The organism is Thalassobacillus devorans (genome assembly GCF_900176565.1).
GTDB classification, from domain to species: Bacteria; Bacillota; Bacilli; order Bacillales; family Halobacillaceae; genus Thalassobacillus; species Thalassobacillus devorans_A.
In genome coordinates, this window is the sequence record NZ_FXEH01000004.1 from 326,573 (window position 1) to 346,829 (window position 20,257).

The 20,257-nt window shown below is 45.4% G+C and carries 18 protein-coding genes; 16 read left to right on the forward strand and 2 right to left on the reverse strand.

Annotation, left to right across the window (positions count from 1 at the left end; translation table 11 throughout):
* The first annotated feature begins 38 nt into the window (after nucleotides 1-38).
* The 8 genes from paaI to B9Y67_RS03600 all read left to right on the forward strand — a co-directional run bounded on the left by paaI (nucleotide 39) and on the right by B9Y67_RS03600 (nucleotide 8,738).
* Nucleotides 39-440: a hydroxyphenylacetyl-CoA thioesterase PaaI gene (paaI, locus tag B9Y67_RS03565; RefSeq protein ID WP_085505399.1), complete on the forward strand. Its 402-nt coding sequence runs from the start codon at nucleotides 39-41 to the stop codon at nucleotides 438-440.
* Between the two features lie 166 nt (nucleotides 441-606).
* Nucleotides 607-1,755: an acyl-CoA dehydrogenase family protein gene (locus B9Y67_RS03570; protein ID WP_085505400.1), complete on the forward strand. Its 1,149-nt coding sequence runs from the start codon at nucleotides 607-609 to the stop codon at nucleotides 1,753-1,755.
* Nucleotides 1,755-2,864, forward strand: coding sequence for a CaiB/BaiF CoA transferase family protein (locus B9Y67_RS03575; RefSeq protein ID WP_085505401.1), 1,110 nt, complete (start codon nucleotides 1,755-1,757; stop codon nucleotides 2,862-2,864). The genes B9Y67_RS03570 and B9Y67_RS03575 overlap by 1 nt, the downstream gene beginning before the upstream one ends.
* Nucleotides 2,861-4,009, forward strand: a complete 1,149-nt coding sequence (locus B9Y67_RS03580) for a thiolase family protein (protein WP_085505402.1) — start codon at nucleotides 2,861-2,863, stop codon at nucleotides 4,007-4,009. Before B9Y67_RS03575 ends, B9Y67_RS03580 begins: the two co-directional genes overlap by 4 nt.
* A 4-nt stretch (nucleotides 4,010-4,013) precedes the next feature.
* The gene (locus B9Y67_RS03585; protein WP_085505403.1) at nucleotides 4,014-4,781 is read left to right on the forward strand and encodes a 3-hydroxyacyl-CoA dehydrogenase; all 768 of its coding nucleotides are present in this window, start codon (nucleotides 4,014-4,016) and stop codon (nucleotides 4,779-4,781) included.
* Nucleotides 4,782-4,836: 55 nt separating this feature from the next.
* Nucleotides 4,837-6,387 carry a fatty acid--CoA ligase gene (locus tag B9Y67_RS03590; protein ID WP_085505404.1) on the forward strand — a complete coding sequence of 517 codons (1,551 nt, stop codon included), beginning with the start codon at nucleotides 4,837-4,839 and terminating at the stop codon, nucleotides 6,385-6,387.
* A gap of 144 nt (nucleotides 6,388-6,531) precedes the next feature.
* Nucleotides 6,532-7,137 carry a hypothetical protein gene (locus B9Y67_RS03595; RefSeq protein ID WP_139823717.1) on the forward strand — a complete coding sequence of 202 codons (606 nt, stop codon included), beginning with the start codon at nucleotides 6,532-6,534 and terminating at the stop codon, nucleotides 7,135-7,137.
* 155 nt (nucleotides 7,138-7,292) lie between these two features.
* A complete protein-coding gene (locus tag B9Y67_RS03600) occupies nucleotides 7,293-8,738 on the forward strand; it encodes a carbon starvation CstA family protein (protein ID WP_085505406.1) in 1,446 nt (481 codons plus the stop codon).
* Nucleotides 8,739-8,782: 44 nt separating this feature from the next.
* Here B9Y67_RS03600 and B9Y67_RS03605 read toward each other — a convergent pair whose 3' ends face one another.
* The gene (locus B9Y67_RS03605) at nucleotides 8,783-9,589 is read right to left on the reverse strand and encodes a LysM peptidoglycan-binding domain-containing protein (RefSeq protein WP_441007546.1); all 807 of its coding nucleotides are present in this window, start codon (nucleotides 9,587-9,589) and stop codon (nucleotides 8,783-8,785) included.
* A gap of 141 nt (nucleotides 9,590-9,730) precedes the next feature.
* Here B9Y67_RS03605 and eutB point away from each other — a divergent pair, with 141 nt between their 5' ends.
* The 8 genes from eutB (at nucleotide 9,731) to B9Y67_RS03645 (ending at nucleotide 19,724) form a co-directional block, all read left to right on the forward strand.
* Nucleotides 9,731-10,711, forward strand: coding sequence for a hydroxyectoine utilization dehydratase EutB (gene eutB / locus B9Y67_RS03610; RefSeq protein WP_139823718.1), 981 nt, complete (start codon nucleotides 9,731-9,733; stop codon nucleotides 10,709-10,711).
* A gap of 24 nt (nucleotides 10,712-10,735) precedes the next feature.
* The gene (locus tag B9Y67_RS03615) at nucleotides 10,736-12,412 is read left to right on the forward strand and encodes a PucR family transcriptional regulator (protein ID WP_085505408.1); all 1,677 of its coding nucleotides are present in this window, start codon (nucleotides 10,736-10,738) and stop codon (nucleotides 12,410-12,412) included.
* A 181-nt stretch (nucleotides 12,413-12,593) separates the two neighbouring features.
* Nucleotides 12,594-13,799, forward strand: coding sequence for a M24 family metallopeptidase (locus tag B9Y67_RS03620; protein WP_085505640.1), 1,206 nt, complete (start codon nucleotides 12,594-12,596; stop codon nucleotides 13,797-13,799).
* A gap of 13 nt (nucleotides 13,800-13,812) precedes the next feature.
* The gene (locus B9Y67_RS03625) at nucleotides 13,813-14,760 is read left to right on the forward strand and encodes a cyclodeaminase (RefSeq protein WP_085505409.1); all 948 of its coding nucleotides are present in this window, start codon (nucleotides 13,813-13,815) and stop codon (nucleotides 14,758-14,760) included.
* Between the two features lie 21 nt (nucleotides 14,761-14,781).
* Nucleotides 14,782-15,981, forward strand: coding sequence for a cystathionine gamma-synthase family protein (locus B9Y67_RS03630; RefSeq protein WP_085505410.1), 1,200 nt, complete (start codon nucleotides 14,782-14,784; stop codon nucleotides 15,979-15,981).
* A 15-nt stretch (nucleotides 15,982-15,996) separates the two neighbouring features.
* Nucleotides 15,997-17,217, forward strand: coding sequence for a M20 metallopeptidase family protein (locus B9Y67_RS03635; protein WP_085505411.1), 1,221 nt, complete (start codon nucleotides 15,997-15,999; stop codon nucleotides 17,215-17,217).
* A complete protein-coding gene (locus B9Y67_RS03640; RefSeq protein ID WP_085505412.1) occupies nucleotides 17,210-18,259 on the forward strand; it encodes a homoserine dehydrogenase in 1,050 nt (349 codons plus the stop codon). The genes B9Y67_RS03635 and B9Y67_RS03640 overlap by 8 nt, the downstream gene beginning before the upstream one ends.
* A gap of 16 nt (nucleotides 18,260-18,275) precedes the next feature.
* Entirely contained in the window at nucleotides 18,276-19,724 is a 1,449-nt protein-coding gene (locus B9Y67_RS03645; RefSeq protein WP_085505413.1) for an aldehyde dehydrogenase family protein, read from the forward strand.
* Nucleotides 19,725-19,777: 53 nt separating this feature from the next.
* Here B9Y67_RS03645 and B9Y67_RS03650 read toward each other — a convergent pair whose 3' ends face one another.
* Nucleotides 19,778-20,032, reverse strand: a complete 255-nt coding sequence (locus B9Y67_RS03650; protein WP_085505414.1) for a hypothetical protein — start codon at nucleotides 20,030-20,032, stop codon at nucleotides 19,778-19,780.
* Nucleotides 20,033-20,257: the final 225 nt, after the last annotated feature.

Sequence of the window (20,257 nt, forward strand, 5' to 3'; positions counted from 1 at the left end):
CGTAAAGCATGGTCCCCTCCAAATATAGGGGGGAGAAAATGAAAGAAGCAATTGTAGAGCGTGTATCCAAAGATCCATATGCCAGATTTCTTGGGATAGAAATTGATCGAGTGGGTGAAGGGGAAGCGGAAGTTTCTATGAGCATCACCGAAAACATGATGAACTTTCACGGAGCAGCCAATGGAGGAGTCTTATTTTCCTTGGCAGATGTAGCGTTTGCTATTGCCAGTAATTCCTATGGGCAGACTGCGGTAGGTATTAACGTCAATATGAATTATATGCGGGCGGGTATGCTTGGGGACAAGATCATAGCCACAGCTTCTGAGGAATCGAAAAACCCTAAGCTTGGTCTCTATCGGATGGTCGTCCGGAATGAAGCGGGGGAACTGTTAGCGACTGCCGATGGTATGGTTTATCGTAAAAAGGAGATATTCGCGTAAAAGACGGACATGTTGATGTCTGTCTTTTTTTACTTTAAGAAAGTTTAACTTTCTTAAAGGGTTTAGGCTTTCGCCTGATTCATAAATCATTTCCACTTCCTTGAAAAATAAGGTAAACTAATTATAGTCAGAAAATTCAATCGAATCATGGGTAAGGGGGAGGAATATGAAAGCAGCTTACATAAAAGAAGAACATGAAATATTGCGGGAGTCGCTGCGAAAATTTTTAGAAAAAGAAGCTTATCCCTACTTTAATGAATGGGAGCAAGACGGACTTATTCCACGATCTTTTTGGAAAAAGATGGGGGACCTGGGGTATCTATGTCCGTGGCTGGGTGAGGAATATGGGGGATTTGGAGCGGATTTCGGCTATTCGGTTGTTATCAATGAGGAGCTGGAAAAGGTGGGTACCGGGCTGATCGGTATCGGTCTGCATAATGATATTGTGGTACCGTATATTGAACAATATGGGACAGCGGAGCAAAAGAAACGGTGGCTTCCTAAATGTGCTTCGGGAGAAATAATAACCGCTATAGCGATGACAGAGCCTGGTGCTGGTTCCGACCTGGCTGGTATCAAAACCTCTGCTCTCCGTGATGGAAAAGACTACATAGTAAATGGAGAAAAAACGTTCATCACCAATGGCATCCAGGCAGATTTGGTGCTTGTTGTCTGTAAAACCGATCCGAAAGCTGATCCTCCTCATAAAGGAGTCAGCCTGTTAGCGGTGGAAAAAGATACCCCAGGATTCACCAAAGGGAAAAAGCTCAATAAAATCGGCTTGCACAGCCAGGATACTGCTGAACTGATCTTTGAAGATGCTCGTGTCCCTGCCGATAACTTGATCGGTAAAGAAGGGGAGGGTTTCTATTACTTAATGAAAAACCTTCAGCAGGAAAGGTTAATTGTCGCTATTGGCGGAATAGCCGCCTCAGAGCGGATGCTGGAAATCACTACCCAATATGTCAAAGAACGAAAAGCATTTGGCAAAAGTATCGCTTCCTTCCAAAACACTCAGTTCAAATTGGCAGAGTTGGAAACAGAGGTAGAAATCGGGCGGACATTCCTCGATCGTGTAGTAGATTCACATATAAAGGGAGAAGATGTCGTCAAAGAAGTGTCGATGGCAAAATGGTGGGTCACTGATCTTACCAGGAAAGTAGCGGCAGAATGCATGCACCTTCATGGCGGGTACGGTTATATGGAAGAATATGAGATCGCCAGAAGGTACCGTGATGCTCCGGTATCAGCAATTTACGCTGGATCCAATGAAATTATGAAACAGATCATCGCCAAAAAGATGGGATTACAATAATGGACAAAATGTTGAAAGGGATACGAGTGCTCGATTTCTCCAGGTATTTGCCGGGTCCATATGCAACGTTACGACTGGCTGAAAAAGGAGCGGATGTCGTGCTGGCAGAGCCGCCTGCCGGTGAACCGTCAAGAAGTTTAAACAGTGCGGTTTTTGAGGCCAACAACCGAATGAAGCGGAGTATTACTTTGAATTTAAAAAAAGAACAGGATCAGAGGACAGCCTTTGACATGGCGTCTAAAGCAGATGTCATCGTAGAAAGCTACCGGCCGGGTGTAATGGAACGATTGGGTCTTGGCTATAAAAAAGTAAAACGGTTAAATCAGAAGGTAGTCTACTGTTCTATTTCAGGATATGGCCAGGAGACTAAAGGCATGAGCCATTTGGCCAGTCATGATTTAAACTATATGGCCCTCACCGGGATGCTCTCCCAGTTGAAAGATGAACATGGAAAGCCGGTCCATCCATCGGTTCAGATCGCTGATTTTCTGGGAGGATTGACAGCCTCGGAAGTGATATTGGCTGCTCTTGTGCACCGCTTTCGCACAGGAGAAGGAGCTTATCTTGATGTAGCTTTGACCGACGGTCTGTACGCGATGATGAATACCAACTATGCGATTTCAAAAGAAAACGGGGCTCACAAAGGAATTAAAGAAATCAGTGGAGAAAAGGTATGTTATCACCTGTATGAAACAATGGATAAACGTTACGTCGCCCTTGCCGCACTGGAACCTAAATTTTGGCGTGCTTTTTGCGAGTTTGCCGGGAGAAAAGATTGGATCAATCACCAATTCGTGCGCGCGAAAAAGGGTTTTACTATTTACGAACAAGTAAGCGCTTACTTTCTATCTAAACCATTGGAAGAGTGGATGGAAATTTCACTGCAGCTTGACTGCTGTTTAACCCCGGTAATGGAAATCGGTGAGTTGGATCAGTATCCATTATGGAAGCAGCGAGCGATGGCCATCCGGAACGGCAGTCAGTTGGCCACGATGTATCCAGTGCCAGGGAAAATATCAGAGGCACCGAAACAAGGAGAACACCAGACAGATATAGTAAACGAATGGCTCCATCAGGGAGTACATACAACAGGAGGAGATAAGCGATGAGAGAAGTATTGATTGTAGAAGCGGTTCGCAGCCCGGTAGGGAGAAGAAAAGGGCTGCTCAGTGAAAAACGGCCCGATGATCTGTTAGGAGATGTACTAAAGGAGCTGATGGACCGGGCACAGCTTGATCCGGCAACAGTGGAGGATGTGATAGCAGGCTGTGTATCACAGGTCGGGGAACAAGGGATGGATATTGCCCGAACAGCATTATTGATTGCTGGATTCCCAATAGAAGTACCCGGTGTCACCATCGATCGCCAATGTGGATCGAGTCAACAGGCGGTTCATTTTGGAGCTCAGGCCATTTCCAGTGGAGACATGGAGACAGTCATTGCCTGTGGTGTCGAAAACATGACCCGTGTACCGATGTTCTCTAATATTGAAGGGACAGCGCACAGTCCCCGCCTGACCGATCAGTATGAAATCATTAACCAGGGGTTGTCAGCTGAGCGTATAGCAGAACACTGGGGTTTTTCCAGACAGGAACTGGACCAGTTCGCTGTAGAAAGCCATGAAAAAGCATTAACCGCTATTAAAGAAGGGCGGTTCAAAAAAGAAATCATGCCAGTCAAAGATAAAAATGGAACGGTGAATTTAATGGATACGGATGAAGGTCCTCGTCCAGGAACCTCACTGGAAACGCTGGGAGAATTAAAGCCCGCTTTTAAAGAGGACGGGTTAATAACAGCAGGAAATGCCAGTCAAATCAGTGACGGTGCCTCCGCTGTCCTGCTGATGTCGAGAGAGCGAGCGGAGCAGTTAGGGTTAAAGCCTCGCTTCCGAATAATTGCTCGTTCCGTCGTTGGATCGGATCCGACATTCATGTTGACAGGACCGGTGCCAGCCACCTATAAAGTGCTGCAAAAAGCCGGACTTAGTCTGGAGGATATGGACTTGTTTGAAGTAAATGAAGCATTTGCCCCAGTACCGTTATTCTGGCTGAAAGAGACAGGGGCAGACGCGGATAAATTAAATGTCAATGGCGGAGCTATCGCGCTAGGGCATCCGCTTGGTGCGACGGGAACAAGGCTGATGACTACCTTAGTCCATGAATTAGAGCGGACAGGAAAACGGTATGGTCTGCAGGCGGTATGCGAAGGGATGGGCATGGCCAACGCAACTATCATTGAAAGACTGGAGGGGTAAGTAAATGAAATCGGAAAACATCACTGCCGTTGTAACAGGTGGAGCTTCCGGACTTGGTGAAGCTACCGTCAGAAAAATTATAGCAGCAGGAGGAAGAGCTGTGATCGCGGACAGAAATGAGGAACGTGCCGCAGAACTGGCTCAGGAGTTAGGCGACCGTTGTCTATTCCATACGACGGATGTCACTTCAGAAACCGACATTAATCAGTTGCTGGATTTAACCGTCGATCAGTTTGGCAGCATAAATGCTGTCGTCAATTGTGCAGGCATAGCAATTGCGGAGAAAGTGGTCGGGAAAGATGGCGCCCATGATTTAGGACAATTTTCAAAAGTAATTGAAGTCAACTTGATCGGTACGTTCAACATGATCCGTCTTGCGGGGGAGCGCATGCAATCGAATGAGACAAACGAGGATGACGAACGAGGTGTAATCATCAATACAGCTTCCGTTGCTGCTTTTGAGGGACAAATTGGCCAGGCTGCCTATAGTGCTTCCAAGGGAGGAGTAGCCAGTATGACACTGCCTGTGGCGAGGGAGTTTGCCAGGTATGGCATCCGGGTCATGACGATTGCGCCAGGTTTGTTCGAAACACCAATGTTCGCTACATTACCGGAGTCGGCACGTGAAGCGCTGGGCAAAATGACGCCGTTTCCGAGCCGATTAGGAAAGCCGGCCGAATATGCGGAATTGGTTACAAGTATCATAGGAAATCCGATGTTAAACGGGGAGGTGATCCGTCTAGACGGAGCAATTCGTATGCAGCCGAAATAAAGGATACGTGGTCAAAGGCGAATGACACTCAACTTATATAAAGGGAGATGAATCGATGGGACCAACCTTGCGTAGTATGTTCGAACAGACGGTGGCGAAATATCCAGATAAAGAGGGCTTAGTGGATATAAGGGCAGGTAGAAGATGGACATATCAGGAGTGGGATGAAGAGGTCAATTATCTTGCGAATACATTGAAGGATGCCGGAGTGGAAAAAGGGGATAAGGTTTCAACAGTCTTGTTCAATACCGCCGAATTTGCAACAACTTTGTTCGCCTGTATGAAAGTAGGCGCAGTGTTCAATCCGATTAATTTCCGGTTAACCGGCAAAGAAATAACTTTTATTCTTCAGGATGCAGCACCGAAAGTTGTCATCTTTGAGAACGCGACACACCAGCAGGTGGCCCAGGCAGCGGGAGATGTACGCGGTGTACAGTTTTGGTCAATCGATCAGTATGAACTGGACTTTGCCGTTAATTTCCACGATCAAATGGAAGGAGCATCGCGAGACAGGCCTGAGTGTGAGCTTGAAGAGAATGATCTCTATGCCATTATGTACACATCAGGGACGACTGGCCTTCCAAAAGGGGTGCTTCATACGCACCGTGACATGATTGATCAGGCCCTGATTATGGGAGCTGTGATGAACGTAACGGATAAAGAGAGGGGGCTCAGTGTGGCTCCGATGTTTCATTGTGCCGAGCTGCACTGCGCCTTTTTCCCACGTGTGATGATGGGGGGGGCCAATATCATCATGCACCATTTCGATCCTAAGCCGCTTATTCAAACAGTTAAAGAAGAAGCGGTTACCACATTTTTCGCCGCTCCCACGATGTGGAATATGATGCTCCAGGAGGATTTAACGGATGCGGATTTTACATCTCTTAATAAAGGGCTGTACGGCGGAGCTCCAATGGCTCCTGCATTGGTGAAAAAGCTTCATGAAAAGCTCGGTATTCGTTTATTCGAGGCATATGGCATGACGGAGATGGGTCCTGCGATCACGGTTTTAACGGAAGACGAACAGCTGGACAAAGCAGGTTCAGCCGGTCGGGCCCTAATCAACCATGAAGTCAGAGTGGTGCGAACACGGGAGGAGGGCCCGGCTGACCCGGAAGATATTTGTGAGTCTGGAGAACTTGGAGAAATCATTGTCCAGGGCCCAAGCATGATGCCGAGGTATTATAATCGTCCGGAAGCCACCGATGAGGCGATGTATAAAGGCTGGTACCATTCCGGCGATATCGGTTCTTTCGATGAAGAAGGCTATCTTTGGGTAAGCGACCGGGTTAAGGATATGATTATTTCCGGCGGCGAGAACATCTACTCCAGGGAAGTCGAAGATGTGTTGTTCGATCATGAAAAGGTGATGGATGCTGCTGTAATCGGTGAACCAGATGAAATGTGGGGAGAACGTGTCGTTGCTTACGTGGTTAAAAAAGATGAATCTCTTACCGACAAAGAACTGGATGAATTTTGCACCGCTACGGAACGGCTTGCCCGCTATAAACGGCCTAGACGCTATGAATTCGTTGAAGAATTGCCTCGCAACGCGAGCGGAAAGCTCCAAAAGTTCAAGTTAAGGGAGAGGTTGAAACAAGTATAAGGAAATATTCAGCCAGAGGCAGGGCGACTTGCCTCTGGTTTTTTCATGATGTAAAAATAGGCCAGTAACCTTCCAGGCATCCTATACATATACATATGGTAAACGCCCAAGCATAGGAAGTTAATATTTATGGGAGGTTACGGTATGAATAAAAATAATATGGGGGATCCTATCCAGCTCCAGCAGAAGATCATTCATTTCAAAGCAGAGCTGGCAAAGTATAAAGAAAAGGTAAAAGATTATCAGGAAAACTACCATTATGCGCAGCTTGACGATTTGAAAGAACAAAATATTCAGCTGCTTGAAGACAAAGCTGCATTGGATTACCAGGTAGAAAAGATGGAGCAGGAGCTTCGTGCCGCTGAAGAAATCATCGCTGAACAACAGAGTGACCGTTCACGACTGCAAATCAAAAACAAGTCGTTGCAGGAGCTGCTCCAAAAGCAGGAGAGCGAATTCCGCGTTCAGAAGGAAAATCTCACTTTAAGAATCGAACACCTTTTGAAAGAAAAAGAGAAAGTCCAAAACAAACTCATCGAATTGGAGCAGTCCAATCGTACACTTAATGAAAAGAATCAGAAATTAACTAAAGAACTAGACGATAAAAGAACGTCGAAGAAAGATAGCAACGAATATGAAAAATGGAAGCAGGCAAAAGAAGAAACAATTGAGGCGCTGACCCAGGATAATATGATTTTGAAAGCTCAAGTAGAAAAATTAAAGCTGAAGCTGGAATCCAATCAAAAGTAGTCAAAAAGCGGTGGGAACCCCACTGCTTTTTTCGTGTTTGAAAATGTAAGCGGTTAATTAGAAAGAATACATAAAATTTTCAGAAAAGATGTTGTTTTTTGTCTAATTCCGTTATAGAATACTCTCTATCACTCGATTTGAAGGGAGGCTCAGCGATGCTTACATTTGTTGCATCCATCGCACTATTACTGACAGGTTATTTCGTTTACGCAAAGGTGGTCGAACGAATTTTCGGCATTGACGACCAACAGCAGACACCAGCATACAGAAACAATGACGGCTTCGATTACATGCCGATGAGCTGGTGGAAGGCAAGCTTGATCCAGTTATTGAATATCGCTGGGCTCGGTCCGATTTTTGGAGCAGTAATGGGAGCGTTATATGGTCCTATTGCATTTATTTGGATTGTAATTGGCTCGATTTTTGCAGGAGCCGTACATGACTATTTTTCAGGAATGTTGTCGCTTCGTCATAATGGAGCGCAGTACCCGACTCTCGTTGGCAAATACTTAGGAAAATATGCAAAATCTATTATTAATCTACTATCGATAGCTTTAATGATTCTGGTAGCTGCCGCTTTTACAGCAGGCCCGGCACAGCTGATGGCGGAAGTGACCCCACTGGGATTCCTGGCTTCCCTCTTGCTCATATTCGCTTACTTTTTAATCGCGACCGTTTTGCCAGTGAATAAAATCATCGGTAAGGTCTACCCGGTTTTTGGTGCCGTATTGATCTTCATGGCAGTGGCGATCGGAATCGGCTTGTTCTTTTTCGATAACCCGGTGCCGAACTTGACAGTAAGCAACCTTCATCCGGAAAATTTGCCAGTTTGGCCGTTGTTGATGGTCACTATTTCCTGTGGTGCTATTTCCGGCTTTCATAGTACGCAAAGCCCGATACTGGCTCGTACTCTTAAAAAAGAGAGTGAAGGCCGTAAAGTATTTTACGGTGCCATGATAGCAGAAGGTGTCATCGCTTTGATTTGGGCAGCAGCAGGTATGGCTTTCTTCGGGAACACTGGCGGGCTGCAGGAAGCATTAGCAGCAGGCGGTCCTGCTGGCGTAGTTAATGAAATCAGCACGACTACCCTTGGAACCTTAGGTGGTATCCTGGCAGTACTCGGCGTTATCATTCTTCCAATCACGACAGGTGATACAGCGCTTCGTTCCTCACGGATGATGCTTGCTGATCTATTAAAACAAGTTAGTAAAAAGGAGTTGAAGGGAAACTGGGTGAAAATCGGTCTTGTATTCCCTGTAGCAATTCCAACCTTTTTATTGACGCAAATGGACTACAGCTTCCTTTGGCGTTATGTTGGCTGGTCCAACCAGGTTGTGGCCACCGTCATGCTATGGACAGCAGCGATGTATTTGCTGCAGAGTAAGAAATTCCACTGGATTGCCAGTATCCCAGCGCTATTTATGACTGGTGTTGTCAGTACGTATATCTTCTATGCTCCTGAAGGCTTCGGTTTAGCTTATTCGACATCGATGATCATCGGTTCGGTCATCTGGCTGGCAGTCGCTGTCTGGTTTGTCGTACAAATAATGAAACATAAAGGAATGCTCAATAAACAAGTTATTGCGAGAAAAGCAAGCTGATGAAGAAACCCCGATCCAGCTATAGGATCGGGGTTTTTTCTGTTCTAAAAAGTTACCGGGATTCGTACAAGATCCTGGATACTGTTGTCTTTGGCACTTCTGCTATATACCCACATTTCACCCGAGCTGCTTGTCGGCTGCCGGTCAAATGGCAGCGTACTGCTGAAGAATCCATAAGCAGGTGCCCCCTCGGATGCGGTTGTGAAGCGTTCACGGGAAACAACTACATTATTATTGTCCCTTACTTGATGATGGACGGAAGCCTCAAAAACCCGGGCATATCCTTCTACTTGCTGCCCACTTCTAATTCGGGTCCCTGGGAGCGGAGTAGTAGCAAAGATGTTAGTAGAAGTAGGAATAGGGATAACCAGGTGATAGCCGGGCCAGATGACATCTCTTTGAAAACCAGGCCTGTCGCTGTTTGCTTTTTCAATGGCTTCTAGCGTGGTACCGAATCGGGAAGCGATACGGTATAGCGTGTCCCCGGATTCGATTTCATACGAAAATGCCGGCACTAAGAGCAATTGATCGATATAAATGAGGTTCGGATTATCGATTTTATTGATACCGGCCAATAAATCTACCGATGTTTGAAAAGAAGCGGCAATCCCTCTTAACCCATCCCCCGGGTAAACAACATAACTCATTATCGGGGACGGAGTAGAAGTAGGTACTACCAACACATCTTCTGGAAAAATAAGCCCGCGGTCTGTAACAGGGGGGAACAAATGGTTTGCCTGTTCAATAGCTTCCACAGTGGTACCGAACCTGCGGGCAATAGCGTATAAGGTATCTCCTTGCTTGATTGTATATATATATCCTTTTTGTTCGGTGATCGCCAATATTAACACCTCCTCTCTAAATAAAATATGGTTGTATCATTGAAGAGAGAACGGTACTTTGTCTAATTTTCATTAAAAACTATAATATTGGCAATTGACTGACAATTACAAGGTTATATATAATTCAGAAAAGGTATTGGGGGTGGCGGAATGGAAAGAATGCAAGTGGCAGGTGTAACGATCCGGGATGTTTGGAGAGCTCAAAAGCGTATAGCAAGCATAGTATCTAAAACTCCATTGCTTTTTTCTCAGCATCTGTCTGACAGGCTGGAGGCTAATGTCTATTTGAAACTAGAGAATATGCAACCGACTGGAGCCTTCAAACTAAGAGGAGCTGCCAACAAGATTTTGTCGTTGACGAGAGAAGAAAAGAATAAAGGGGTAGCTACTTTTTCAACAGGAAATCACGGGATTGCGGTTGCTCACGTAGCAAAAGCGGCCAATATACCTGCGACTGTCTGTATTTCCAGAAGAGTGCCGCAGGAAAAGGTGAAAAAGTTGAAGCGTCTGGGTGCCCATGTGGAGATAGTTGGTGATAATCAGGACGACGCCGAACAGTATTGCTACGAACTGGAGAAGCAATCAGGCGTTACAGTCATAAAGCCATTTGATGACCCGGAAGTCATCGCTGGCCAAGGGACGATTGCATTGGAACTTTTAGAAGAATGCCCGGAAATTGATCAGGCGGTCATTCCATTGTCAGGTGGCGGGCTGCTTGCAGGAATCAGTCTTGCATTGAAATCCACGGACGCGACTATTAATATCACTGGTGTTTCTATGGAGAAAGGAGCAGTCATGCATGAAAGTCTGAAGCATGGCAGGCCCATCGTTTTGAAAGAGTCGGACACCTTAGCCGATAGCTTGCTCGGCGGGCTTGGTCCTGATAATCGCTACACTTTTTCAATGGTGAAACAATTAATGGATAAGAGTGTGCTTGTATCGGAGGATTCGATTGCAAAAGGGATAATGTTTATGCTGGAATATCATAAAATGGCAATAGAGGGGGCAGCCGGAGCAGGAATTGGCTGGCTGCTGGGAGAAGAAAGTAGTAAATATAAAAATATTGTCCTAGTCATCAGCGGAAACAATGTCGATCATGACACGATCCGTTCCTTGACCGGCAAGTATTAGTTTAACAAGGGTGAGGTGGGGGATATGGGATTGACCGTAAAAGACATCATCCAGCTTCCGATTATGGAGACAGCCAAGGTCAAGACAGGTAAGTCAGTGTTACATGAAAAAGAGGTCGATTGGATTTCGGTGATTGAGACACCAGTTGAAAATTTTGTGCGAAGCAAAGAGTTCGTTTTAAGTACAGGAATTGGCTGTGAAGATGACCCTCTGCTGTTGGAGGAATTCACAAGGGATGTCATCCAATCCGGAGCTTCTGTCCTGGCGTTTGCCACTGGCCGTTATATCTATGATATACCAGACCGAATTTTACAGCTCGCTGAACAAAAGGACCTGATCCTTATCGATCTCCCCTGGGAAGTACGTTTTGGTGATATCCTGCAAGTGGTGCTGGAAGAAATCAGTCAGGAGAAGAAGGCCGAAAGACAGCAGGCAGAAGAAATCAGACAGGAATTGATTACATTTGTTTTAAATGGTAAAGGACTTCAGGAAATATCTAATTATTTGTATAAAAATACGAAAATACCGATTGCGATCAGTGATCACAATAAGCGGATACGGGCCAACCATGATGTCGATCCGCACCTGCTGGATGTTTTTAATGGAAAGGTTGACGGGCAGGTACAGCAAATCCCCCAGACTGATATCCAGTTCAGCGAGCATCCACTGTACCACCATATTGAAGAATTTGTCATCGATCAACAGACATGTTATCAGCTTACAATCCTTTCGAATCAAAAAAAACAAGGATATTTAATTTTTAAGCCGGATGACCGTCACCAGCTGACGTGGCTGGTCATGAATATTTTAGAACATGCCCTGACGGCTTGTGCCCTTTATTTTTTGCAGGAAAATGCTATTGAAATGACCGAAATCCGCTTGAAGGATAATTTCTTATTAGATCTCGCTAAAAATGATACAGAAATTACGAAGCAGACGATGTCGAAGGGACAGTTGCTTGGGTATGACCTGACAAAGTCTTATATCTGTATGGTAGGTGAAATCAGCTTTACGGAAACGAATCAAAAATTGAAGGAAACGGATCGTTCTGCTGGCTCTTCCCTCCATAGCCGTAATTATTATATTCAAAAAGAAATCAATCAGGCTGGCGAGCTACTGAGCAGGAGTACCATGACGACCTTTGAGGATGGGGAAGTGATTGTGTATCTGGAAGCGGATCATCATCCTTATATGGAAGCGTCCAATCAATTTCTGGATATGGTCGAACGGCGCTTGAACGATTTATTAGCAGGGATTGAGATATCGTGGGGGATCGCCATTCACAAGGATGGCCATTATTCCTTCCATAAAAGCTATCAGGAAGCGAAAACAGCGCTTGATATCGGAAAGCAGCAGTATGGAAAAGGGGAGCGGACCTTTTTCAGTGACACCCGCATCAACCGACTGCTGATGGCGCTCTCCCATGATCCGGATATTTCGGCAATTGTCAAAGACACATTAGAGAAGCTGATTGAATATGATAAGAAGCGGCAGACGGACTTGATTCACACGTTCATTGTTTACAATAAATACAATAGCAATGTCAGTCAGACGGCACGTGCACTCAACTTGCACCGGCAGTCTCTGTTACATCGTCTTCGGAATATTGAGCACTTGACAGGCTTGTCATTAGTCGACTCTGATGATTTATTCCTGTTGGAGCTGAGTGTTCGCCTATGGATGCTGAAAAAACTTGAATAATGCCAAATATAGGCGCTCTGTGAAACCCATTATGGGTTCTTGCGGAGCGCCTATTTAATTTGTATAAAGCCTAGCTTAGAAAGTTCATACATATTGGACATTACATTTGTTTACTTTAATGAATACAATGAGAAGTAAGAATTATATAAATATTCAGTTAATGTAAGGAGGGAATATAATGATGCTTCCTTTTGATATTTTAGAATACCATGGGCGGCTGGAGAAAACGAAGAAGCGGATGGAAGAGAGTGGGATAGAGGTGCTGCTGATTACGGATCCCGCTAATATGAATTATCTCTCCGGATATGATGCATGGTCTTTTTATGTCCATCAGATGCTTGTCATTATTATCGATGAAGCACAGCCATTGTGGATAGGCAGGTTTCAGGATGCTAATGGAGCAAGGAAGACAACCTGGATCTATGATGAAAATGTAATTTCATATCCTGACTACTACGTTCATTCCGATACCTATCATCCAATGGACTTCATCGCTGAGATATTAAATCAAATTGGCCAGGGTAACCGGACAATTGGGGTAGAGATGGATAATTATTATTTTTCAGCGAAGGCATTGGAGCAATTGAAGAAAAACATGCCCAATGCAACTTTCAAAAACGCGGACTTGTTGGTTAACGGTGTCAGAATCATCAAGTCGGATCAGGAAATTGAATACATGAAGCGAGCCGCACAGATAGCCGAACATGCCATGGAAAAAGGAATTGAAAGTATATATGCTGGGGCAAAAGAATCGGATGTAGCGGCAACTATTTATTATCACCTCGTCAAAGGGGCTAATGGGCATGGAGGCGATTATCCTTCGATCGTACCATTGCTGCCATCAGGGGAAAATACCTGCACTCCACATCTTACCTGGTCAGAACGGTCCTTTATGACTGGAGAATCTGTCATCATTGAATTGGCTGGCTGTTATAAACGTTATCACGTTCCGCTAGCTCGTACGGTCTCTCTAGGAACGCCTGCAGAGGAAATGACAACGCTTTCACCAATAGTGACAGAAGGGATCCAGGAAGTGCTGGCAGCAATTAAGCCAGGAATTACTTGTGGTGATATTGAGGCAGTGTGGCGGAAAAGCATCAGCAAATATGGAATGGAAAAAGAATCAAGACTGGGCTACTCCGTTGGTTTGGGTTACCCTCCTGACTGGGGTGAGCACACCGCGAGCCTGCGAAAAGGTGACCAGACAGTTTTAGAGCCAAATATGACATTCCATCTGATTCCGGGCCTTTGGTTTGATCACTATGGCATTGAAATTTCGGAGACTTTCCGGGTTACGGATACAGGCTGTGAACGGTTTACAAATTATCCACAAGGGTTGATTGTACGGGATCCATTGAACCTCAATCCAACCGATAAGATCAGCTAGGAGGTGTCTTGTGATGAAGCTGTTTGCTAAGGAGGAGATGGAGAAGGTCATCCACCTCGAAAAAGAGGTTATTGACGTAGTCGAGAAGGCCTTTACTGATTTAGTGAAAAAGGAAGTACAAATGCCTCCAATCATGAGGATTGATGTACCGGAATATAACGGCGAAGTTGATATTAAATCAGCTTATGTAGCCGGGTATGACAGCTTCGCCGTAAAGCTTTCCTCTGGTTTTTTTGATAATTATAAACTTGGCTTGCCAAGCGCCAGTGGTATGATGCTGTTATTGAGTTCGGAGACCGGAATACCACAGGCTGTACTTGCCGATAACGGTTATCTCACGGAAATGCGGACAGCTGCTGCAGGAGCAGTAGCAGCAAAACACATGGCCAAGGAGAAAATCAATACAGCAGGGGTAATCGGAACGGGGGCACAGGCAAGATATCAAGTAAAAGCTCTCAAGCTAGTCCGGGATTTTGATCATTTGCTCGTCTATGGCCGGACACCTGAGAAAGCCGCAGCATACAAAGCAGAGATGGAGCGGGAATTGGGGATTAATGTGACGATTTCCAGCTCAGCGGAAGAAATGGTCAGGGCTAGTGATGTAATAATCACTACCACACCAGCAACAACACCGGTTATTAAAGCCGAATGGCTTCATCCAGGCTTGCATATAACTGCTATGGGGTCAGACGCCGAGCATAAACAGGAACTGGAGAGCAGCGTTTTAGAAAAAGCAGATATGTTTGTCTGTGATGTTATCGCCCAGTCAACTAGGCTCGGGGAACTGCGTGCCTGCCACAGCCAGCGGGTGATCGATGAAGCGATTGAACTTGGGGAGATTACTGCCGGCGATAAAAAAGGCCGAAATTCTGAAAATCAAATAACAATTTGTGATTTGACTGGTACCGGCATCCAGGACACAGCAATTGCTAGATATGCCTACGAGAGGCTTACTAAATAAAAATCAAGGGAGGAATTTAGGATGAAAAAGACAAATATCGGAACACGTGCAATTTGGGCGGGGGAAAAGGATTCATTAGCATTCGGAGCAACACAGGTACCGGTAGTTCACAGTGTGTCGTTTGGTTATGACGATATGGATGACTGGTATGAAGTAGCGGTAGGCAATAAAGAAGGGCACATTTATGGAAGAAATACGAATCCAACCGTCCAGGCATTTGAAGAAAAAATCAGGATTCTGGAGGATGCGGAAGCTGCAACCAGCTTTTCAACAGGGATGGCAGCTATCAGCAACACACTAGGAACACTCTTATTCCCTGGCGACAGGATCGTTTCAATTAAAGATACGTACGGTGGCACGAACAAAATTTTTACGGAATTTCTCCCGCAGCAGCAAATCGATGTAGAGCTTTGTGAGACAGGGAATCATGAAGCGATTGAAAGAGAAGTAATGAAAGGGTGTAAAGTTCTTTATCTGGAAACACCGACCAACCCGACCGTTAAAATAACTGATATTGAACGGATGGCAAAAGTGGCTAAAAAGGTAGGAGCTCTTGTTGTTGTAGATAATACGTTTGCAACACCAGTCAACCAGAACCCGCTCGCCTTAGGAGCAGACCTGGTTATCCACAGTGCCACTAAGTTCTTGGGCGGTCATGCCGATGCGCTTGGCGGAGCTCTTGTCGGAAGTAAAGAACTCGTTGAGAAAGTGTACCATTACCGTGAAATTAACGGGGCTACGCTCGATCCGATGGCGGCATACTTGTTGCTTCGAGGTATGAAGACATTGAAGCTTCGTATTGATCGTCAAAATGAAAATGCCTTAGCGATAGCCCGTCATTTAAAAACGGTCGATATTGTCGATGACGTATTCTACCCTGGGCTGGAAGAGCATAAAGGCCACGATATTGCTAAGACGCAAATGAAGGGATTCGGCGGCATGCTAAGCTTTTCTGTCAAAGGCGGGATGGATACTGTCCGTCATTTACTGCCTAAGCTCAAGTATTCTAACCGTGCGGCTAACCTTGGTGCTGTCGAAACGATTGTCGGCCCGGCCAGAACTACCAGCCATGTCGAGTGTACGCCGGAAGAACGGGCGGCAATGGGAATACCAGAAGGATTGATTCGCTACTCTGCAGGGATTGAAGATATCGAAGATTTAAAAGAAGACTTGAATCAAGCATTCCGCTCATTGCCAGAGAGTTTGACAGTGAAAGGGTGATAGGGAGGGGTCCTTGTGCAAATTAAACATGACCCGGTAACCGTAAATGCCGAACGAATAAAAGCAGATTTGATCCGGTGGCGGCGCCATCTGCACCGCCATCCGGAATTAAGTTTTCAGGAAAAAGAGACGAGTGCATACGTTCTCCGCGAGCTTGAAGCGATGGGGGCTTTTGATATCCAAACCAATGTCGGCGGGTATGGCATTGTCGCTACCTTAAGCAGTGGAGAGGGCCCTGTCATTGGGTTACGTGCAGATATGGACGCTTTACCTATTAATGAACACAATGATGTAGAATATCAATCTATTCATCAAGGTATTATGCACGCATGTGGTCATGATGCCCATACGGCTATGCTGTTAGGAGCTGCTAGACTATTGGGTGAAGATGCAAAGGCAGGAAGGTTAAATGGTATAATCAAATTCATTTTCCAACCGGCAGAAGAAGACACCAACGATGCCGGGTTAACCGGGGCACCATTAATGTTGCAGTCCGGTCTTTTGGATGACATCGACGTGTTCCTTGCTTTACATGTATGCCCCTGGCATATGACAGGTGAAATTCAGGTGAATGACGGACCGAGCATGGCAAATATCGATAATTTCCACATGACAATCAAAGCGACTGGCGGCCATGGCGGCTATCCTCACCTGGCCACGGATCCGATTTGGATGTCGAGCTATTTTTTACAAGGGTTGTACAGTCTGATTAGCCGGAAAATAGACCCACTTTCCGTAGGTACCATCAGTGTAGGAGAAATTCATGGAGGGGAGACGGCGAATGTTATCCCTGATGAAGTGACAATTACTGGCACTATGCGCTCCTACACTCAAGATATGCGGTTGCAGCTAGTCCGGGAATTAGAACAGGTGGCAAATGTCATTCTGCCACTGGGTGGAACTTATGAGCTGGAAATAGAAACCGGAGAGCCTGCGTTAGATAATGATAGACGAGTGAATGAAGCGGTTAGGAGAGCTGCCAGACATCTTTACCCCAATTTGAAAATCCATGAGGGGCCGTTTGGTATGGGGGGCGAGGATTTCGCTCATATGATTGCTGAAAGGCCAGGAGCGATGTTTTTTCTCGGGTGTGCTAAGAAAGGGACACCAGAACGAAAGCTGCATACAGGTGACTTTCAAATAGATGAAAACGCCCTGCCAATTGGTACAGCGATTTTGACGAATAGCGCTCACAGGTTAATACAAATAGAAGAAGGGAGGAAGGTCGATGACTAAGATAGCATTTGTCGGTTTTGGTGGTGTCGGGCAGGCGCTGGCGGAAATTCTGCTGGAGCGGAAGGAACAGCTGGAAAGATCTTATGGCCTTGATGCAGAAGTGGTTGCGGTTTCGGATATGATGAAAGGTGCGGTCTATAAACCTGATGGATTGGATATTGCACAGTTACTCGAAGCAGTCCGGGAAACGGGAAATGTGGAGAATTATCCTGACGAGCCAGGTACAGTCAAGGGCCTGAATAGTATGGAAACGATCCAGGATACCAATGCCGATATGATTGTTGAAGTGACTTTTACTGATGTGGAAACCGGACAGCCTGCCATCGACCATTGCCGGGCTGCGTTTGAAAAAGGAAAAAGTGTCGTAACTACGAACAAAGGACCGGTAGCGCTCGCTTACAAAGAGCTTACTGCGCTTGCAGAGAAAAACGGGGCTTACTGGGGCTTCGAAGGTACTGTTATGAGCGGAACGCCAGCATTAAGAATGCCAATAGCTACCCTTGCAGGCAATGAAATTACGGAGATTAAAGGAATCTTAAACGGTACGACAAATTATATTCTTACAGAAATGGAAAAAGGTAATTCCTATGACAAAGCTTTGCAAAAAGCGAAAGAGCTGGGATATGCCGAAGCAGATCCTACGAATGATGTAGAAGGTTATGACGCCCGGTATAAAGCGGCCATTCTTTCTGGCTATTTGATGGGTACCCCGATTTCTTCCAAAGATATCCCATGCAAGGGCATCCGTCATATGACGCTTGAAATGGTCAATGAAGCACTGAAGGATAATAAGAAATGGCGCTTATTGGCTCAGGTGAAGAAAGAGAATGGAGAGGTTACCGCCTCTGTCGAACCACAATTACTAGACGCGGATGATCCTCTGGCAGGCGTAACAGGTGCAACGAACGCAATTTTGTATGAATGTGATCTGGCAGGACCAATCATGTTGACGGGCGCAGGCGCCGGGCTAAAAGAAACGGGTTTCTCCTTATTGATTGACCTGATTGACTATCAAAGACAGAAGACTATGGCCAAAATTTAAGGAAGGTGGTGTTGAAATGCATACCAAAGTGAAAGCAGTCAAGATGCTGATCGGCGGAGAATGGGTCCATTCGAATCAAACATTTGAGGTGGTGGACCCCCAAAATGATCGTCCAATCGCTTCCGTACCTTTGGGGAGCAGTAAGGATATGCTTACCGCGATTGAAAAAGCTGAAGAAGCTTATATGAAAACAGCCGTCTGGCCAACCCACGAACGGATTCGAGTGTTATCGGAAGCAGCTAATTATATGAAAGAAAATGCAGAGGATTTTGCCAGAACAGTCGCTTCGGAAGGAAGCAAGACAATCAATGAAGCTCGTGGGGAAGTTAAGCGGGCTATCCAGACGATTCAGATTAGTGCCGAAGAAGCTCGCAGAATCAATGGGGAAACGATCAATTTCGATCAGAATGAAGGCAGTGAAAACCGTGTCGGATATCATTACCGATTTCCGGTAGGGGTCGTCGGTGCAATCACCCCATTCAATGATCCACTGAACCTTGTGGCCCATAAAGTCGGACCCGCAATCGCAGCCGGAAACGCTATTGTTGTCAAACCGGCATCTGTCACTCCGCTTAGTGCTTTGATGTTAGCGGAAGCTTTCGTCCACGCCGGGTTGCCAGATGGATTCTTATCTGTAGTTACTGGTTCAGGACGTGAAATCGGTGAAACACTCGTCACTCACCCTTCTGTTAAAGTGTTGTCCTTTACAGGCGGACCAGATGCCGGGAAGAAGATATCGGAACAGGCAGGTCCTAAAAAAGTAAGCATGGAGCTTGGATCCAATTCTCCTGTCATCGTATTGAACGATGCTAACCTGAACGATGCGGTTCAATCCTGTGTCTCCGGCGCTTTCTCTGCAGTCGGCCAAAATTGTATCGGGGTCCAGCGAATCTACGTTCAAAAAGACGTGTACTCCCGCTTCCTTGATACGTTTATCAGTCGCACGTCCGAATTAAAGGTCGGAGATAAAATGGATGAACTGACGGATGTCGGCCCGATGATTAATGAACGGGAGGCAAAGCGAGTCGAAAGCTGGGTGAACGAAGCATTGATGAAAGGGGCAAAGCTCCACACAGGCGGCAAGCGGGAAGGAAGCTTCTATTACCCTACTGTTTTAAGTGATGTACCAAAGACAGCTAAAATCGCTTATGAAGAAATTTTCGGGCCAGTTGTCCTGATCACACCGGTAGCGAACCTGCATGAAGCCATTGAGCGTTCCAATGATGTCGACTACGGATTGCAGGCAGGGATATTCACTTCCGATATCAATCATGCTTTCCATGCAATCAAAGGGTTGAATGTCGGTGGTGTCATGATCAATGACAGCAGTGACTACCGGATTGACGCGATGCCATTTGGCGGTGTCAAAGGTTCTGGCATTGGACGCGAGGGTGTCCGTTACGCTATCGAATCGATGACCGAACCGAAAGTCGTCTGCTTCCGGTTACAGGAAAATTTATTATAAACAGTTGAACCGCCTGAATTTTCAGGCGGTTTTTTTGTACGATTTCCTGTTTATTAATTTGAATGTATAGCATCCATTGCCCTATGCTTATCTTCCTTTTTTACATAAAACTTATATTCATTCCCATAATTATTACTAGTCACGCCAGTATTACCTGATAAGTGAACATTGGAGGCTACACGGTACTTGATAGAAGCAGATTTAAGGCTGGAAACAACTTTATAGTATTCTTCAAGACTGAATGTAGTGTAGATAAGTGTCTTTTTACTAGAAATCAAATAGTCGATCCAGTTTACCAGGAAGTTCATAATACCCCTCCTTGCAAGTTTATAAGTACTTAGTTCTATAAATATGGTGAAAAATCCTAGTAAAATCCTAGAAAAATGTTAGTTGATAAAGTTTACAAGCTGTGGTCAAATTGTAAATCTATCGTAATCAGCAGTAATACGTAATAAATAGTCGTAATTATTAGCAATTAACCGAAAAAGTTATAAAAATCATTAATTTTGTATAAATATGATAATATATACATT